Source organism: Pseudomonas sp. GLN_2 (genome assembly GCF_043106005.1).
Classification (GTDB): domain Bacteria; phylum Pseudomonadota; class Gammaproteobacteria; order Pseudomonadales; family Pseudomonadaceae; genus Aquipseudomonas; species Aquipseudomonas alloputida.
Window position 1 is genome coordinate 15,567 of record NZ_JBICMC010000066.1, and the last position, 15,964, is coordinate 31,530.

14 protein-coding genes are annotated in these 15,964 nt (G+C 63.3%); 10 read left to right on the forward strand and 4 right to left on the reverse strand.

Annotated features, from left to right (window positions below; translation table 11 throughout):
* Window positions 1-124 precede the first annotated feature (124 nt).
* Both moaA and ACF8Q6_RS15535 read left to right on the forward strand, forming a co-directional pair.
* A complete protein-coding gene (moaA, locus tag ACF8Q6_RS15530) occupies window positions 125-1,129 on the forward strand; it encodes a GTP 3',8-cyclase MoaA (RefSeq protein WP_003254695.1) in 1,005 nt (334 codons plus the stop codon).
* Between the two features lie 20 nt (window positions 1,130-1,149).
* Window positions 1,150-2,049 (forward strand): bestrophin family protein, encoded by a 900-nt coding sequence (locus ACF8Q6_RS15535; protein WP_392494124.1) that lies wholly within the window; start codon window positions 1,150-1,152, stop codon window positions 2,047-2,049.
* Between the two features lie 84 nt (window positions 2,050-2,133).
* Here ACF8Q6_RS15535 and moaB read toward each other — a convergent pair whose 3' ends face one another.
* Window positions 2,134-2,673 (reverse strand): molybdenum cofactor biosynthesis protein B, encoded by a 540-nt coding sequence (gene moaB / locus ACF8Q6_RS15540; protein ID WP_392494125.1) that lies wholly within the window; start codon window positions 2,671-2,673, stop codon window positions 2,134-2,136.
* A 141-nt stretch (window positions 2,674-2,814) separates the two neighbouring features.
* On the opposite strand from moaB, the gene ACF8Q6_RS15545 reads away from it, so the two are divergent.
* Window positions 2,815-3,702: a LysR family transcriptional regulator gene (locus tag ACF8Q6_RS15545; RefSeq protein WP_392494126.1), complete on the forward strand. Its 888-nt coding sequence runs from the start codon at window positions 2,815-2,817 to the stop codon at window positions 3,700-3,702.
* A 153-nt stretch (window positions 3,703-3,855) separates the two neighbouring features.
* The gene (locus ACF8Q6_RS15550; RefSeq protein WP_392494127.1) at window positions 3,856-4,728 is read left to right on the forward strand and encodes a DUF6216 family protein; all 873 of its coding nucleotides are present in this window, start codon (window positions 3,856-3,858) and stop codon (window positions 4,726-4,728) included.
* On the opposite strand, the gene ACF8Q6_RS15555 is transcribed toward ACF8Q6_RS15550, so the two are convergent.
* Window positions 4,715-5,488 carry a helix-turn-helix domain-containing protein gene (locus tag ACF8Q6_RS15555; RefSeq protein WP_392494128.1) on the reverse strand — a complete coding sequence of 258 codons (774 nt, stop codon included), beginning with the start codon at window positions 5,486-5,488 and terminating at the stop codon, window positions 4,715-4,717. The genes ACF8Q6_RS15550 and ACF8Q6_RS15555 overlap by 14 nt on opposite strands.
* A gap of 376 nt (window positions 5,489-5,864) precedes the next feature.
* Between ACF8Q6_RS15555 and ACF8Q6_RS15560 the strand changes: the two genes are divergently transcribed.
* The 5 genes from ACF8Q6_RS15560 (at window position 5,865) to ACF8Q6_RS15580 (ending at window position 12,402) form a co-directional block, all read left to right on the forward strand.
* Entirely contained in the window at window positions 5,865-7,478 is a 1,614-nt protein-coding gene (locus tag ACF8Q6_RS15560; protein ID WP_392494129.1) for an APC family permease, read from the forward strand.
* Window positions 7,479-7,501: 23 nt separating this feature from the next.
* Window positions 7,502-8,428, forward strand: coding sequence for a 4-hydroxyproline epimerase (locus ACF8Q6_RS15565; protein WP_324737586.1), 927 nt, complete (start codon window positions 7,502-7,504; stop codon window positions 8,426-8,428).
* 46 nt (window positions 8,429-8,474) lie between these two features.
* A complete protein-coding gene (locus ACF8Q6_RS15570) occupies window positions 8,475-9,422 on the forward strand; it encodes a dihydrodipicolinate synthase family protein (RefSeq protein ID WP_003254709.1) in 948 nt (315 codons plus the stop codon).
* 152 nt (window positions 9,423-9,574) lie between these two features.
* A complete protein-coding gene (locus tag ACF8Q6_RS15575; protein ID WP_392494130.1) occupies window positions 9,575-11,152 on the forward strand; it encodes an aldehyde dehydrogenase (NADP(+)) in 1,578 nt (525 codons plus the stop codon).
* A gap of 2 nt (window positions 11,153-11,154) precedes the next feature.
* Window positions 11,155-12,402, forward strand: coding sequence for an NAD(P)/FAD-dependent oxidoreductase (locus ACF8Q6_RS15580; protein WP_392494131.1), 1,248 nt, complete (start codon window positions 11,155-11,157; stop codon window positions 12,400-12,402).
* Window positions 12,403-12,525: 123 nt separating this feature from the next.
* Here ACF8Q6_RS15580 and xenA read toward each other — a convergent pair whose 3' ends face one another.
* The gene (gene xenA, locus ACF8Q6_RS15585; protein WP_012051488.1) at window positions 12,526-13,617 is read right to left on the reverse strand and encodes a xenobiotic reductase XenA; all 1,092 of its coding nucleotides are present in this window, start codon (window positions 13,615-13,617) and stop codon (window positions 12,526-12,528) included.
* Between the two features lie 49 nt (window positions 13,618-13,666).
* Between xenA and ACF8Q6_RS15590 the strand changes: the two genes are divergently transcribed.
* Complete coding sequence (locus tag ACF8Q6_RS15590) at window positions 13,667-14,002, forward strand: helix-turn-helix transcriptional regulator (RefSeq protein WP_003254716.1); 336 nt, start codon at window positions 13,667-13,669, stop codon at window positions 14,000-14,002.
* 132 nt (window positions 14,003-14,134) lie between these two features.
* On the opposite strand, the gene mqo is transcribed toward ACF8Q6_RS15590, so the two are convergent.
* Window positions 14,135-15,772 carry a malate dehydrogenase (quinone) gene (gene mqo, locus ACF8Q6_RS15595; protein WP_012051487.1) on the reverse strand — a complete coding sequence of 546 codons (1,638 nt, stop codon included), beginning with the start codon at window positions 15,770-15,772 and terminating at the stop codon, window positions 14,135-14,137.
* Window positions 15,773-15,964 lie beyond the last annotated feature (192 nt).

Sequence of the window (15,964 nt, forward strand, 5' to 3'; positions counted from 1 at the left end):
ATGACCGGCCAGATGCCATACCAAGCGATAGAGGCCATCGATCAACCGGTCAGGCAAAGCAATTTGACGGCCTTGCGGCCAGGTTATAGCTTGGAGTCATGTCCTAACCCATTCGAGTGCGAACGTGGAACAGAACAGCCGGGCCCTGATCGACGGCTTCAACCGGAAAATCGACTACCTGCGGATGTCGGTCACCGACCGCTGTGACTTCCGTTGCGTGTACTGCATGGCCGAAGACATGCAGTTTCTGCCGCGCCAGCAAATCCTCAGCCTCGAAGAACTGTTCCAGGTGGCCGAACGCTTCGTCGCGCTGGGCACCCGAAAGATCCGCCTGACGGGTGGCGAGCCACTGGTACGCCAGGGCATCGTCGACCTGTGCGGGCGCATCGCCGCCCTGCCCGGCCTGCGCGAGCTGTGCCTGACCAGCAACGGCTCGCAACTCGGGCGCCTGGCTCAGCCGCTGTTCGACGCCGGGGTGACACGCCTGAACATCAGCCTGGATAGCCTGGATGCCGACCGTTTCAAGCAGCTGACCCGCACCGGCGACCTAGCCCAGGTAATCGCCGGCATCGACGCCGCACGCCAGGCCGGTTTCAAACGCACCAAGCTCAACTGCGTGGTACTCAAAGGCCGCAACGACCATGAACTGGTCGATCTGGTGCGCTTTGCCATCGAACGCGAGCTGGACATCACCTTCATCGAGGAAATGCCGCTGGGGGTAATAAGCGAGCATGAACGTGGCGAATCGTTCTGCTCCAGCGATGAAGTACGGGCACGCCTGGCCGAGCAGTTCACGCTGGTCGAATCGACCGAGTCGTCCATGGGGCCGGCCCGCTACTGGCGCCTGGCCGAAGCCGCGAACACCCGGGTCGGCTTCATTTCCCCGCACAGCCACAACTTCTGCGCCACCTGCAACCGCGTGCGCCTTACCGTCGAAGGCCGCCTGCTGCTGTGCCTGGGCAACGAACACTCGGTAGACCTCAAGCACGTGCTGCGTGCCCACCCTGGCAACCCCGAACGCCTGGAAAAGGCCATTCGCGATTCGCTGCACCTCAAGCCCTATCGCCATCATTTCGAAGTCGGTGGCGATGTGCAGATCCTGCGCTTCATGAATATGACCGGCGGCTGAGCAGCCGTCTCTGGACTTCCATGATCGTCCCACCCTCTACCGATGTGTTGCGCGTGTTGTTCACCCTCAAGGGGTCGATCGTCAAACGCATTGCCCTGCGTTGCCTGATGGTGACACTGCTGGCCGCGCTGATCGTGCTGGTCGAGCGGCATTATCCGGCGTATTTCTACCCGGTCAGCGCCACGCCGTTCACCTTGCTGGGCCTGTCGCTGTCGATCTTCATGAGCTTTCGCAACAACGCGTGCTATGACCGGTGGTGGGAGGGGCGCAAGGCCTGGGGCAAACTGATTATCGAAACCCGCTCGTTCGTGCGGGAAAGCGTGGCGATTACTGACGAAACACTGCGCACCGAACTGCTGCGCAACCTGTGTGGTTTCGCTCATGCACTCAACGCCCGGCTGCGTAACGAGGACGAACGGGCAGCTGCCAGGCCGTGGCTGGCCCGGGCCGATGCGATCAGCCCGCACAATGTGTGCGACGGCATCCTGCGTGAAATCGGCGAACACTGTTCACGGTTGGCCGCACAGCAACAGATCAGCGAATGGCGCTACAACCTGCTGGAGCAGCGCCTGGCGGGCCTGACCGAAGTGCAGGCCACCTGCGAGCGGATCAAGGGCACACCCTTGCCGTTTCCCTACACGCTGCTGCTGCACCGTACCATCTACATTTTCTGCCTGCTGCTGCCGTTTGCCCTGGCCGAGCCGCTGGGCTGGCTGGCGCCGCTGTTCACCACCATCGTGGGGTACACGTTCTTCGGGCTGGATGCGATCGGCAACGAGCTGGAAGACCCGTTCGGGCGTGATGAAAACGACCTGCCGACCGATGCCATGGTGCGGACTGTGGAGCGCGATGTGCTGGCCGGGCTGGGGGAACGGCAGCTGCCTCCCGCCTTGTTGCCGGTGGGGTATGTGTTGAGCTGACCGTGGGTGGTTGCCTGTTCTGGCCTCTTCGCGGGTAAACCCGCGCCTACAAGGGACAGCACAGGGCCCGCCCCCCGGTAACCCTTAGCCCCGGCTTGTGCAGGCCTCGATCGGCAACAGGTGTTTGACGAAGTTGCATGGCCGGTGCCGTGCATCCAGCTGCTCGGCCAGAATACCTTCCCAGGCGGTGCGGCAGGCCCCGGTCGAGCCCGGCAGGCAGCACACCAACGTGCGGTTGGACAAACCGGCCAACGCCCGGCTCTGCACGGTCGAGCTGCCAATATCGAGAATCGACAATGCCCGGAACAACTCACCAAACCCATCGATACGCTTGTCCAGCAGGCACTCGACCGCTTCGGGTGTGCTGTCGCGCCCGGTAAAGCCGGTACCGCCGGTGATCAGCACCACCTGCACCTGTTCATCGGCAATCCAGCTGGCCACCTGAGCGCGGATCTTGTACAGGTCGTCCTTGAGCAGCGCTCGCGCCACCAGCCGGTGACCGACCTCGACCGAGCGGTTGGCCAGCAGCTCGCCGGAAGTATCGTTGTCGTAGGTACGGGTGTCGCTGACAGTCAGCACGGCGATGTTCAGCGGTACGAAGACCGCATCAAGTTGGACGCGCACGGTGAAGCTCCTTGAAGGGCATTTTCACCACGCTAGAGGCATACCCCCAGAGGCGTCCAATCGATATGACGTACCGGCCGATCAATGACATCTATCGCAGACGTGGGTTAAGGTCTGCATAACCAGACGCCAGGCACTTCCATGGACATCAAGCAGCTCAAGTTCCTCATCGCCCTCGACCAGACCCGCCACTTCGGCCAGGCGGCGGCGCTGTGCCATATCACCCAGCCGACGCTGTCCATGCGCCTGCGCAACCTGGAAGACGAACTGGACCTGGTGCTGGTGAAGCGGGGCCAGCGCTTCGAAGGTTTCACCGAGGCCGGCGAGCGCATCCTGGCCTGGGCCCGTACCCTGCTCGCCGCCCACGACGGCCTGCAGGCCGAGGCTGCCAGTTGCCGTGGCCAGGTGGTCGGCAGCCTGCGCCTGGGCACGGTGCCGCTGGCCAGTTTCAACCCCATGCACCTGCTGCTGCCCCTGCGCGAAAAATACCCCGAACTGCACTTTCAGCTCAGCTCACTGAGCTCGGAACAGGTCATCGACGGCCTCAGCCGCAACCAGCTCGACCTGGGTATCTGCTACCTGGACCAGGTCAACACCAGCTTCTTCGAAGTGATCGAGCTGGGCACCACCACCATGGGCCTGCTGCACGATACACGGCACTTCCAGTTCGCCAGCGACCGGCTGCGCTGGGACGAGCTTGGCGATATTCCGCTGGGGCTGCTGAGCAAAGGCATGCACTACCGCCAGTCGCTGGACCTGAGCTTCCGCAGCCGTGGTCTGGAGCCCAATGCGGTGCTTGAGAGCGACTCGAGCTTCCAGCTTATCCAGGCCATCAACACCGGCCTATGCTGCGCGATCATGCCACTGGACTGCGGCCTGGAAGACCTCAGCGAGCACCTGCGCATCGTACCGGTGGCAGACGCCGCCATCCACAGCCCGGTCGGGCTGCTGCTGCGCCGCAGCGAGCCGCGCTCGGCGATTGCCGAGCAATGCTTTGCCGAGGCGCGGGGGCTGTTCGCCCATTCTTGAGTGCGGCACTGATAATCACGAAATCTCCTACAGCAGACTCAGAACTTTCTCTAACGACAGGTCATCTTAAGCGCTTTTATCATCGTCGCCTTATCGGAACCGACGGGCTACAGCACAAGTAAAAAGCCCGCTTACATCGTTAATGGAGCTGACATGACCACTGCCAACAATCTGGCCTCAACATTCTGGAGCGTAGAAACGTTCGTCCCATTGGCCGGCATCGGCGGGCCAATACTGCTGTTGCTGCTGCTGTGGTTCATCTACAGACGTGCCGGTTCGCTGTACTTTCTTCGCGACCTTATCTGGCGCATCTTTGGCGGCACCACCGAGTTCCACACCCACTCGCAGTTGAACAAACTGCGCAAGGAACTGCGGGAAATCGAGTATTTTCGCTATGAATTCAATATCCCCGCCAAGAACCTGCATGAAGCCAGCCTGGCCCACCGCTGGATCGTCGACAATGGCTTTACGCCCGGTGATCTGAGCCGTAGCCGCGCCTACATCGACTGGAGCGATTTCAGCGCCCCGAGGTTCGCTACCGCACGGCTCTCCCAGAATCGCTTCAAGATGTTATTCGCCCTCTTGGCCGTATTGGGTGCGCTGATGTTTCCCCTGTCGATGGCAAACCAGTCGGAATACATGATGGTATGGCTGAAAAATGACCCAGAATCACCGGCTTTCTACCTGTCGCAGCAGGACATCAAGTTTGAAATGTGGTTTCCGGATGAAAAGCTGACACTGGACAAGTGCCGGTCTTCTAATAGCCTGGCACCCTTTACCCGCTACCTGCCCGAAGAAAAGCTTGACACCATCTGCTCGTTCTTCATGGACCCCGACTACGCAGCGCAAGTTGAAAAAGGCCTGAAGGGTCAGCGTGGGCTTCTGACAGGTTTGGCCGCGATAATGTTCGTCGGCCTGGTGCTGGTCGTGCTCAAACTGTCGCGTATGGAGCGCGCGCAAAAGCTCTACAAACGCTGGCAGGCAAACATCACCACACCCGCGGCGTCTTCGCCTACAGCGCCGTAGCCTGGCGATACTGGCGCGGCGTAAAGCCGGTCAGTTGCTTGAACTGGCGGCTGAAGGCGCTATGGTCGGTATAGCCGCAGCGCATCGCCACTTCAGTGATCGGCAGCTCCGAATGCAGCAGGCGATGGGCATGCTCCAGGCGCGCCTTGTGGATCATCTGCCGGGGCGTGAGGTGGAACACCCGCTTGCAATAGCGCTCCAGCTGGGCCACAGAAATACCGGCGATGCGGGTCAGCTCGCCCATGCTGATCGGCTGGTGAAAATGCTGGCGAATGTGCTCGTCCACTGCGGCCAGGCGTTGATAGGCGGGGTGGCTGTCGGCGGCTGACTGCAAGTCGACCGAGATGCCGACCAGGCCGATGATTTCGCCGGCAGGGTTGTACAGCGGGCGCTTGTGGGTCAGGCACCAGCCGGGCTCACGGCTGCCGTAGAGGTGCAGCTCCAACTGGTCCTCCAGCACCAGGCCTTCCTTGAGAACACGTCGATCCTGCTCGGTATAGCCGGGGCCAAACTGTGCCGGAAACACCTCGGCGCTGGTCTTGCCCAGCAGCGGTTGCAGGTGCTTGAGGCCACAGCGCTGGACCAGTGTGTTGTTGGCCAACGCATAGCGGGCGGCAGAATCCTTGATGAAGATCGCGGCGTTGGGGATGGCGTCGAGCATCGGCAGCAACAGCGATACGCCGGCGAGCAGGGCCTCGAGGGTGGCGGGGCGGTGCTGGTCGAGAGAATGGTAGAGGGTTGCCAGGGGGGTGTCGGTCATCTGTCGGTTCTCTGCTGGCTGGGCCGGCCTCTTCGCGGGTGAACCCGCTCCTACAGGGCCCCCACAGGTTTTGAATCCTGTGCGGTACCCGTGGCGCGGGTTCACCCGCAAAAGGGCCGGCACTAGCACTGCATCTCTCAAACCCTTATCCGGTATGGCTTTGAGCCTATCCCCCCGCTTTGCGCCTTACCACCGTTTTTTTGCAACTGTGCCGATTTCGTCATCCCCCTTGCAGAAAACCATCAAGAACCGCCGCCCCGACCGGTTCACTCTATGTCCCACGCAAGCCGCCCAAGTCCTACAAGAGCGCGGCCCAAAAAGCCGCATCTCGTGACATCAGACCTGCCTATCCAATAACCAACAAAAAGGCGAACCCATGTCAGGCAAATTCAAAAAACAGTTATCACTGCTGGACCTCACCTTCATCGGCCTAGGGGCCATCTTCGGCTCCGGCTGGCTGTTCGCCGCCAGCCACGTCTCGGCCATCGCCGGCCCGGCCGGCATCCTCTCCTGGTTCCTTGGCGGCTTCGCCGTACTGCTGCTGGGTATCGTCTACTGCGAACTGGGCGCCGCCCTGCCACGTGCCGGTGGCGTGGTGCGCTACCCGGTGTACTCGCACGGCCCACTGCTCGGCTACCTGATGGGTTTCATCACCCTGATCGCCTTTTCCAGCCTGATCGCCATCGAAGTGGTCGCCTCACGCCAATACGCCGCCGCCTGGTTCCCCGGGCTGACCAAGGCCGGCTCCAGCGACCCAACCGTGCTCGGCTGGCTGGTGCAGTTCGCCCTGCTGGGGCTGTTCTTCTTCCTCAACTACCGCAGCGTGAAAACCTTCGCCAAGGCCAACAACCTGGTCAGCGTGTTCAAGTTCATCGTGCCGCTGCTGGTGATCGGCGTGCTGTTCACCTTCTTCAAGCCAGAAAACTTCGAGGTCCAGGGCTTTGCCCCGTTCGGCCTGTCCGGGGTGGAAATGGCCGTATCCGCCGGCGGCATCATCTTCGCCTACCTGGGCCTGACGCCGATCATTTCGGTGGCCAGCGAGGTCAAGAACCCGCAGCGCACCATCCCGATTGCGCTGATTCTTTCGGTGTTGCTGTCCACCGCGATCTACGCTTTGCTGCAACTGGCCTTCCTCGGCAGCGTGCCGACCGAAATGTTGGCCAACGGCTGGGCCAGCGTGACCAAGGAACTGGCCCTGCCCTACCGCGACATCGCCCTGGCGCTGGGTGTGGGCTGGCTGGCCTACCTGGTGGTGGCCGACGCAGTGATCTCGCCAAGCGGCTGCGGCAACATCTACATGAACGCCACCCCGCGCGTGATCTATGGCTGGACGCAGACCGGCACCTTCTTCAAGTACTTCACCCGCATCGATGCAGAGTCCGGCATCCCGCGCCCGGCCCTGTGGCTGACATTTGGCCTGTCGGTGTTCTGGACCCTGCCGTTCCCATCGTGGGAAGCGCTGATCAACGTGGTATCCGCCGCCCTGGTGCTGAGCTACGCCGTGGCCCCGGTGAGCGTCGCCGCCCTGCGCCGCAATGCACCACACATGCCGCGCCCGTTCCGGGTCAAGGGCATGGCCGTGCTCGGCCCACTGTCGTTCATCATCGCTGCGCTGATCGTGTACTGGTCGGGCTGGAACACCGTGTCGTGGCTGCTGGCCCTGCAGATCGTGATGTTCGTGCTGTACCTGCTGTGCAGCCGTTTCGTACCCACCCAGCACCTTTCACTGGCCCAGCAAGTTCGCTCGTCGGCGTGGCTGATCGGGTTCTATGCGCTGACCATCCTGCTGTCGTGGCTGGGCAGCTTCGGTGGCCTGGGGTTAATCGGCCACCCGCTCGACACCGTGGCCGTGGCTGCCTGCGCGCTAGGCATCTACTACTGGGGCGCGGCCACTGGCGTGCCTGCCCACCTGGTGCGCCTGGAAGGCGACGACGAAAGCGAAGCCTGCGCTGAAACCATTAACGGCCGCCCTGTCGCCGTCGCTTCCTGATCTTTTACGCAAGGGACAAGCCCATGAAACAGATTCACGTCATCGACTCCCACACGGGTGGCGAACCCACCCGCTTGGTGATGAAGGGTTTTCCGCAACTGCGGGGCCGAAGCATGGCCGAACAGCGTGACGAACTGCGCGAACTGCACGACCGGTGGCGCCGCGCCTGCCTGCTGGAGCCACGCGGCAACGATGTGCTGGTTGGCGCACTGTACTGCCCGCCAGTGTCGGCCGACGCCACCTGCGGGGTGATCTTCTTCAACAACGCCGGTTACCTGAACATGTGCGGCCACGGCACCATCGGCCTGGTCGCCTCGTTGCAGTACCTGGGCCTGATCGCACCGGGTGTGCACAAGATCGACACCCCGGTCGGCCAGGTCAGCGCCACCCTGCATGACGACGGCGCCATCACCATCGGCAACGTGCCCTCCTACCGCTACCGCCAACAGGTTGCGGTGGACGTGCCCGGCCATGGCGTGGTGCACGGCGACATCGCCTGGGGCGGCAACTGGTTCTTCCTCGTTGCCGAACACGGCCAGCGCATCGAGCTGGATAACCGCGAGGTGTTGACCGAGTACACCTGGGCCATGCTCAAGGCGCTCGCAGCCCAAGGCATCACCGGCGAAAACGGCGCGCCCATCGACCATGTCGAGCTGTTCGCCGACGACGCCAACGCCGACAGCCGCAACTTCGTGATGTGTCCCGGCAAGGCCTACGACCGCTCCCCATGCGGCACCGGCACCAGCGCCAAGCTGGCCTGCCTGGCCGCCGACGGCACGCTTGCCGAAGGCCAGACCTGGGTGCAGGCCAGCATCACCGGCAGCCAGTTTCACGGCCGTTACGAGCGTGACGGCGAGCGTATTCGACCGTTCATCACCGGCCGCGCCCACATGACCGCCGACAGCACCCTGCTGATCGACGAACAGGACCCGTTCGCCTGGGGCATCTGAGCCCCCGGCCTTTTGACCAAACCCAATTTCGCCAGGAGTAATAACAATGACCAACAACATTTTCACCGGCACCATGCCCGCCCTGATGACCCCATGCACCGCCGAGCGCAAGCCGGACTTCGACGCCTTGGTGCGCAAGGGCCGCGAACTGATCGAAGCCGGCATGAGCGCGGTGGTGTACTGCGGCTCGATGGGTGACTGGCCGCTGCTGACCGAGGCCGAGCGCCAGGAAGGCGTGGCGCGCCTGGTGGCGGCCGGTATCCCGACCATCGTCGGCACGGGCGCGGTCAACACCCGTGAGGCAGTGTCGCATGCTGCCCACGCCGCCAAGGTCGGTGCCGCCGGCCTGATGGTCATCCCTCGCGTGCTCAGCCGCGGCGCCTCGCTGATCGCCCAGAAGCATCACTTCTCGGCCATCCTGGCTGCCGCGCCGAAGCTGCCGGCGGTGATCTACAACAGCCCCTACTACGGTTTTGCCACCCGCGCCGACCTGTTCTTCGAACTGCGTAGCGCGTTCCCCAACCTGATCGGTTTCAAGGAGTTCGGCGGTGGCGCCGACCTGCGCTATGCCGCCGAGCACATCACCTCCAAGGATGACGATGTCACCCTGATGGTTGGTGTCGACACCCAGGTGGTGCATGGCTTCGTCAACTGCAACGCCACCGGCGCCATCACCGGCATCGGCAATGCGCTGCCGCGCGAAGTGCTGCAACTGGTGAGCCTGAGCAAACAGGCCGCCAAAGGCGACGCCCGGGCCCGGCGCCTGGCGCGCGAGCTGGAAGCGGCGCTGGCGGTGCTGTCGTCGTTCGACGAGGGCTGCGACCTGGTGTTGTATTACAAGCACTTGATGGTGCTCAACGGCGACACCGAGTACAGCCTGCACTTCAACGAGACCGACGTACTGACCGACGCCCAGCGCAACTATGCCGAACAGCAGTACGCGCTGTTCCGCAGCTGGTACGCCAGCTGGTCGGCCGAGCAAAACATCGCCTGAGCAGCCACTGCTCTCCCTGTGGGAGCGGGCGTGCCCGCGAATCAGGCGACCCGGTGCATGGCACCGGCTTCGCCGGTGTTCGCGGGTGAACCCGCTCCTACAGGGGTCGTAATCCCCCCCATGCATCTGCATTCGATTTCCAAGGAGGCTACATGCCCCTCACAGGCAACCTGCTGATCGGCCAGAGGCCGGTAACCGGCAGCCGCGACGCCATCCGTGCCATCGACCCAACCACCGGTCAGACGTTGGAGCCGGCCTACCTCGGCGGCACCGGCGAACACGTGGCCCAGGCCTGCGCGCTGGCCTGGGCGGCATTCGACGCTTACCGCGAAACCTCGCTCGAACAACGAGCAGACTTCCTTGAAGCCATCGCCACACAGATCGAGGCCCTCGGCGATGCCCTGATCGACCGTGCCGTGGCCGAAACCGGTCTGCCCAAGGCACGCATTCAGGGCGAGCGTGGTCGTACCTGCACCCAGCTACGCACCTTTGCCCGTGTAGTGCGCGCCGGCGAATGGCTGGACGTGCGGGTCGACAGCGCCCTGCCTCAGCGCCAGCCCCTCCCCCGCGCTGATCTGCGCCAGCGCCAGGTGGCCCTGGGGCCAGTCGCCGTGTTCGGCGCCAGCAATTTCCCGCTGGCCTTCTCGGTAGCCGGTGGTGACACCGCGTCGGCATTGGCCGCTGGCTGCCCCGTGGTGGTCAAGGCCCACAGTGCCCACCCCGGCACCAGTGAGCTGGTCGGCCAGGCGGTGGCGCAAGCAGTGAAGCAGTGCGCGTTACCGAACGGTGTGTTCTCGCTGCTTTATGGCTCGGGCCGCGAAGTGGGCATTGCCCTGGTCAGCGACCCGCGTATCAAGGCCGTTGGTTTCACCGGCTCGCGCAGCGGTGGCATGGCGCTGTGCCAAGCCGCCCAGGCGCGCCCGGAGCCCATCCCGGTGTATGCCGAAATGAGTTCGATCAACCCGGTGTTCCTGTTCGACGCCGCTCTGCAAACCCGTGCCGAAGCACTGGCACAAGGTTTCGTCGCCTCGCTGACCCTGGGCGCCGGCCAGTTCTGCACCAACCCTGGCCTGGTAATCGCCCGGCAGGGGCCGGCACTGCAGCGGTTCATCACTGCAGCCGCCGGTTACGTGCAGCAGGCCCCCGCCCAAACCATGCTCACCCCCGGCATTTTCAGTGCCTACCAGGCCGGTATCGCAGCCCTGGCAGACAACTCCTGTGCCCAAACCATCGCCAGTGGCCAAACCGATCAGGGCCCCAACCAGTGCCAGGCACAGTTGTTCGTGACCCAGGCCGACGCGTTTCTCGCCGACCCGGCGTTGCAGGCTGAAGTGTTCGGTGCAGCGTCGCTGGTCGTTGCCTGCACCGACGATGAGCAGGTCCGCCAGGTAGCCGAACACCTGGAAGGTCAGCTGACCGCCACCCTGCAACTGGACGAGGCCGACATCGACAGCGCTCGCGCCCTGCTCCCCACCCTTGAGCGCAAGGCCGGGCGCATTCTGGTCAATGGCTGGCCGACCGGCGTCGAGGTGTGCGATGCCATGGTCCACGGCGGGCCGTTCCCGGCCACTTCCGATGCCCGCACCACCTCGGTGGGCACCGCGGCGATCCTGCGTTTCCTGCGCCCGGTTTGCTATCAGGACTTCCCCGATGCGCTGCTGCCGCAGGCATTGAAACACGGCAACCCGCTGCAGCTGCGGCGCCTGCTAGACGGCAAACGGGAAGGCTGAGCATGCTCGAAACCGCTGAAACCGATATTGCCGTGGTCGGCGCAGGCATCGTCGGCGTCGCCTGTGCCTTGCAACTGGCCCGCCAGGGCCGTCGGGTAACCCTGGTCGACCGCCAGGCACCCGGCCTTGGCGCGTCCTTCGGCAATGCCGGGCACCTGGCAACCGAGCAAGTGTTCCCGATTGCCGACCTGTCGATCCTCAAGCGCCTGCCTCGCATGCTGCTCGACCCGATGGGCCCGCTGCGCCTGGACTGGAAATACCTGCCCAAGGCCATGCCGTGGTTCACCCGGCTGCTGCTCAACCTGCGCCCGGCGCCGTTCCAGCGCAGCGTGGCGGGCATCCGCACGCTGAACGAAGGCAGCCTGGGCGCCTGGCAACGGCTGTTGGGCTCGATCGGGCGCAGCGAGTTGTTTCAAGAGGATGGTTCGTTGCTGGTGTTCGAGAAGCCTGAGTCACGCCAGGCGTTGGAGGCGTTGCGCACACGCATGCAACAGCAGGCGGTGCCGGTGGATTTCTGGACGGCCGAAACCGTGCGCGAAGCGGCGCCGCAACTCAGCCCGTCACTGTTAGGCGGCCTGTTCTTCCCGTGCACCGGGCACTTCATCGACCCTTATCGGGTGGTGTGCGAATTGTTCGAAGCGGCCAAGGCCAGTGGGGTGCGCTTTGTCCAGGCGCAGGTCGATGGCGGGCAGTTGCACAGTGCCGGCGTGAGCCTTGCCAGCGACCAAGGCATGCTCAATGCCCGCCAGGTGCTTGTCAGCTGTGGCGCCCATTCTGCAAAACTGACTGCCGCGCTGACAGGCACGCGGGTGCCGCTGGATACCGAACGCGGCTACCACCTGATGTTGCCGGGTGAGCACCAGCGCCTGCCGTTTGCAGTCACCTCGCTTGAGCGCAAATTCATCATGACGCCCATGGCCGAAGGCTTGCGCCTGGCGGGCACAGTGGAGTTTGCCGGGCTGCAGGCACCGCCGAGCATGCAGCGGGCATGGCAGTTGCACCGGTTGAGCAAGGGCTTGTTCCGGCACGACTTGAGCGCCGAAGGGGCAACGCCGTGGATGGGTTTCAGGCCTTCGTTACCGGACTCATTGCCCGTGATCGACAGGGTGTGCGATGGGCGGGTGCTGTTGGCGTTTGGGCATCAGCACCTGGGGTTGACCCAGGCGGCGGTGACGGCGGAATGGGTGGGGCGGTTGGCTGAGCAGGCTGGTGGGCCTGAGATGGGCGCATACCGACTGGACCGGTTTTAGCCTCTACCGGCCCATTCGCGGGCAAGCCCACTCCCACAGAGAGGGTGCAGTATCTGAAACCTGCGGTGTCTCTGTGGGTGCGGGCTTGCCCGCGAATGGGCTGCAAAGCAGCCCCTCCAAGCCTCAGCGGTAACGCTCGAGCCAGTGCGCATAAGGCGCTGGCAAGGTCCAGGACGCTTTTTCCACCCCCAGCTCCTTGGCCGCAAAGTAAGCCCAGTGCGGGTCGGCCAGGTGCGCGCGCCCTACCGAAACCAGATCCAGCTGGTTGGCCTGCAATGCGGCCTCCGCCAACTGCGGCGTACCAAAGCCCCACGCCGACGTCACGGGCAGCTTCGCTTCGCGGCGCACGCGCTCGGCAATCGGCCCCATGAACGCTGGCCCCCAGGGGATGTGGGTGTCGGGAATGGTGAAGCCGACACTCACGCTCAGCAGGTCGAGCCCACCGGCCTTGAAGCGACGGGCCAGTTCGATCGACTCTTCCAGGGTCTGCTCATCGCGGCCATCGTATTCCAGCACACCAAAGCGCGCGGTCAGCGGCAGGTTCTCCGGCCACACTTCGCGCACGGCAGCCAGTGTTTCCAGCAGGAAGCGGCTGCGATTTTCGAAGCTGCCACCGTAGGCATCGGTGCGCTTGTTGGAGTGCTCGGAGAAGAAGCTCTGGCCCAGGTAGCCATGGGCAAAGTGCAGTTCTATCCACTCGAAGCCGGCATCACGCGCACGGCGGGCGGCATCGACGAAGTCCTGCTTGACCCGGGCGATATCGTCCAGCGTCATTTCGCGTGGCACTTTCGGCAGGTGCGCGCCAAAGGCAATGGCAGACGGGGCAATGGTCTCCCAGCCGCGCGCGTCGTCGGCGGCAATGTGGTCATCACCCTCCCACGGGCGGTTGGCGCTGGCCTTGCGCCCGGCGTGGGCGATCTGGATACCCGGCACGGAGCCGGCAGCCTTGATGGCCTGCACCACCGGTACGAACGCCTGAGCGTGGGCATCGCTCCAGATACCGGCGCAACCGGGGGTGATACGCCCTTCCGGCGCCACAGCAGTGGCCTCGACCACCAGCAAGCCGGCACCACCACGGGCCAAGCCGGCCAGGTGAACGTGGTGCCAGTCGTTGATCATGCCGTCTTCGGCCATGTACTGGCACATCGGCGGAATGGCAATCCGGTTACGCAGGGTGACGTCTTTGAGGGTGTAGGGTTCGAACAGTGCGGACATGGGAAACTCCGGGTTCATTTGAATACTGTTGTTCGATCATAATCGAACTATGGCAATTAATGAAACCCCCGTTATCATGTCAACCATGCGAGCCTATAAACATCCCAACCCCGACGACCTCATTCTTGAACGCCTGCTCTATGCGCTCAGCGACCCCGTGCGCCTGGAAATCGTCCGCCACCTGGCCGGCGTGGCCGAGGCCAGCTGTGGCGAGCTGGATGGAGGTCGGCCGAAGTCGAGCATGTCCCACCACTTCCGTGTGTTGCGCGATGCAGGGCTGGTGCAAACCCGCAATGTGGGGACTACCCATATGAATTCGCTGCGTAGCGAGATGCTGGGCGAGCGGTTTCCCGGGCTGCTGGAGTGCATCCTGCGCCAGCAGTGATACCTGTGCAGGCCTCTTCGCGGGTGAACCCGCTCCTACCAGGGATGGCGATAAGCCTGAGGGTTGCGCTGTGCTTGGCAACAAAAAAGCCACGAGGTCTCCCCCGTGGCTTTCTTTCACAACAATGGCCGGTTACAGCGCCATGTCGTTCTCAGGCTTGCTCTCAACCGGCTTGCTTGCCGCGCCACCGAATTCAACGCTGGCGTCGATCACCGGCGGTTTACCCAGTTGCAGCACTTCAGCGGTGTAGTTCCACTCTTTCTGGGTGGCCGCTGCCGAGTCGTTCAGCTTGGTGCCGTAGCTCGGTACGATTTCCTTGATCTTGGCCTGCCACTCCGGGGTAGCGACCTTGTCCTTGAACACGGTTTCCAGCACGTTCAGCATGATCGGCGCAGCGGTCGAAGCACCTGGCGAGGCACCCAGCAGACCCGCGATGGTGCGGTCTTCGGAAGCCACCACTTCGGTACCCAGCTTCAGCACGCCGCCCTTGTCGGCATCACGCTTGATGATCTGCACACGCTGGCCGGCCTGCCACAGGCGCCAGTCTTCCTTCTTGGCATTCGGGAAGTAGGTGCGCAGGGCTTCGAAGCGGTCATCGTCAGACAGCATCAGCTGGCCAGCGAGGTACTCGACCAGCGGATACTGGTCGATACCCACCTTGGTCATCGGCCACACGTTGTGGGTGGTGGTGCTGCTCAGCAGGTCCAGGTACGAGCCGTTCTTCAGGAACTTGGTCGAGAAGGTAGCGAACGGGCCAAACAGGATGACGCGCTTGCCGTCCAGCACACGGGTGTCCAGGTGCGGGACCGACATGGGTGGCGCACCGGTCGAAGCAATGCCGTAGGCCTTGGCCATGTGCTGCATGGCCACGGTCGGGTTCTCGGTCACCAGGAACGAGCCACCCACCGGGAAGCCTGCGTATTCCTTGGCTTCCGGAATACCCGACTTCTGCAGCAGCTTCAGCGCGCCGCCGCCTGCACCGATGAACAGGAACTTGGCGTCGGTGGCCGACTCGGTACCGTCCTTCAGGTTCTTGTACTCGACGTGCCAGGAGCCGTCCTTGTTGCGGGTGATGTCCTGCACTTCGCTGGACAGCTTCAGGTCGAAGCCTTTCTGGGTCTGCAGGTGGCCAACGAACTGGCGGGTGATCTCGCCAAAGTTGACGTCGGTGCCGATCGGCGTCCAGGTCACGGCCAGCTTCTGATTCGGGTCGCGGCCTTCCATCATCAGCGGGACCCACTTGGCGATCTGCGCGTGGTCCTCGGAGTACTGCATCGGACGGAACAGCGGGCTGGCCTGCAGTGCGTCGTAACGCTTCTTGAGGAACTTGATGTTGTCGTCGCCCCACACGAAGCTCATGTGCGGGGTGGTGTTGATGAACGAGTGCGGGTTCTTCAGCACGCCCTGGCGTACCTGCCACGACCAGAACTGGCGGGAAATCTGGAAGGCTTCGTTGATTTCGATGGCCTTGGAGATGTTGACGTTGCCGTCCTTGTCTTCCGGGGTGTAGTTCAGCTCGGCCAGCGCCGAGTGGCCGGTACCGGCGTTGTTCCAGCCGTTGGAGCTTTCTTCGGCGACGCCGTCCAGGCGCTCGACCATTTCCATCGACCAGCTTGGCTCCAGCTCGTGCAGCCACACGGCCAGGGTCGAGCTCATGATGCCGCCGCCGACCAGCAGCACGTCTACTTTCTTGGTTTCAGCGGCGTGCGCTTGCATGACGCTTGCAGCGACCGCCAGACCCAGCAAGGTCTTGCCAGCTTTCTTGAACATTGATCAATTCCAGTCAGGAGAACAGAGTGAGGGCCTGTGGCTGGCCCCGGTAAAGCGTGTTCTTCAGCGCAGGCTTTTTGTTGATCATTGTTCAGCAGCCAGAGAACCAGAAAACGACTCGGCCTTTCGTCGAATTGACCGACGAGGCTGAATCGTTTTTCCGATTGTATCTGAAATGCCAGCACAAACAAA

Excerpts from the sequence above, each read along its gene's own strand:
- ACF8Q6_RS15555 (WP_392494128.1), bottom strand. The coding sequence starts at position 5,488 with ATGACCGACACCCCCCTGGCAACCCTCTACCATTCTCTCGACCAGCAC.
- ACF8Q6_RS15575 (WP_392494130.1), top strand. The coding sequence starts at position 9,575 with ATGCCCCTCACAGGCAACCTGCTGATCGGCCAGAGGCCGGTAACCGGC.
- ACF8Q6_RS15590 (WP_003254716.1), top strand. The coding sequence starts at position 13,667 with ATGGCAATTAATGAAACCCCCGTTATCATGTCAACCATGCGAGCCTAT.
- xenA (WP_012051488.1), bottom strand. The coding sequence starts at position 13,617 with ATGTCCGCACTGTTCGAACCCTACACCCTCAAAGACGTCACCCTGCGT.
- ACF8Q6_RS15560 (WP_392494129.1), top strand. The coding sequence starts at position 5,865 with ATGTCAGGCAAATTCAAAAAACAGTTATCACTGCTGGACCTCACCTTC.
- ACF8Q6_RS15565 (WP_324737586.1), top strand. The coding sequence starts at position 7,502 with ATGAAACAGATTCACGTCATCGACTCCCACACGGGTGGCGAACCCACC.
- ACF8Q6_RS15535 (WP_392494124.1), top strand. The coding sequence starts at position 1,150 with ATGATCGTCCCACCCTCTACCGATGTGTTGCGCGTGTTGTTCACCCTC.
- ACF8Q6_RS15550 (WP_392494127.1), top strand. The coding sequence starts at position 3,856 with ATGACCACTGCCAACAATCTGGCCTCAACATTCTGGAGCGTAGAAACG.
- ACF8Q6_RS15580 (WP_392494131.1), top strand. The coding sequence starts at position 11,155 with ATGCTCGAAACCGCTGAAACCGATATTGCCGTGGTCGGCGCAGGCATC.
- ACF8Q6_RS15545 (WP_392494126.1), top strand. The coding sequence starts at position 2,815 with ATGGACATCAAGCAGCTCAAGTTCCTCATCGCCCTCGACCAGACCCGC.
- mqo (WP_012051487.1), bottom strand. The coding sequence starts at position 15,772 with ATGTTCAAGAAAGCTGGCAAGACCTTGCTGGGTCTGGCGGTCGCTGCA.
- ACF8Q6_RS15570 (WP_003254709.1), top strand. The coding sequence starts at position 8,475 with ATGACCAACAACATTTTCACCGGCACCATGCCCGCCCTGATGACCCCA.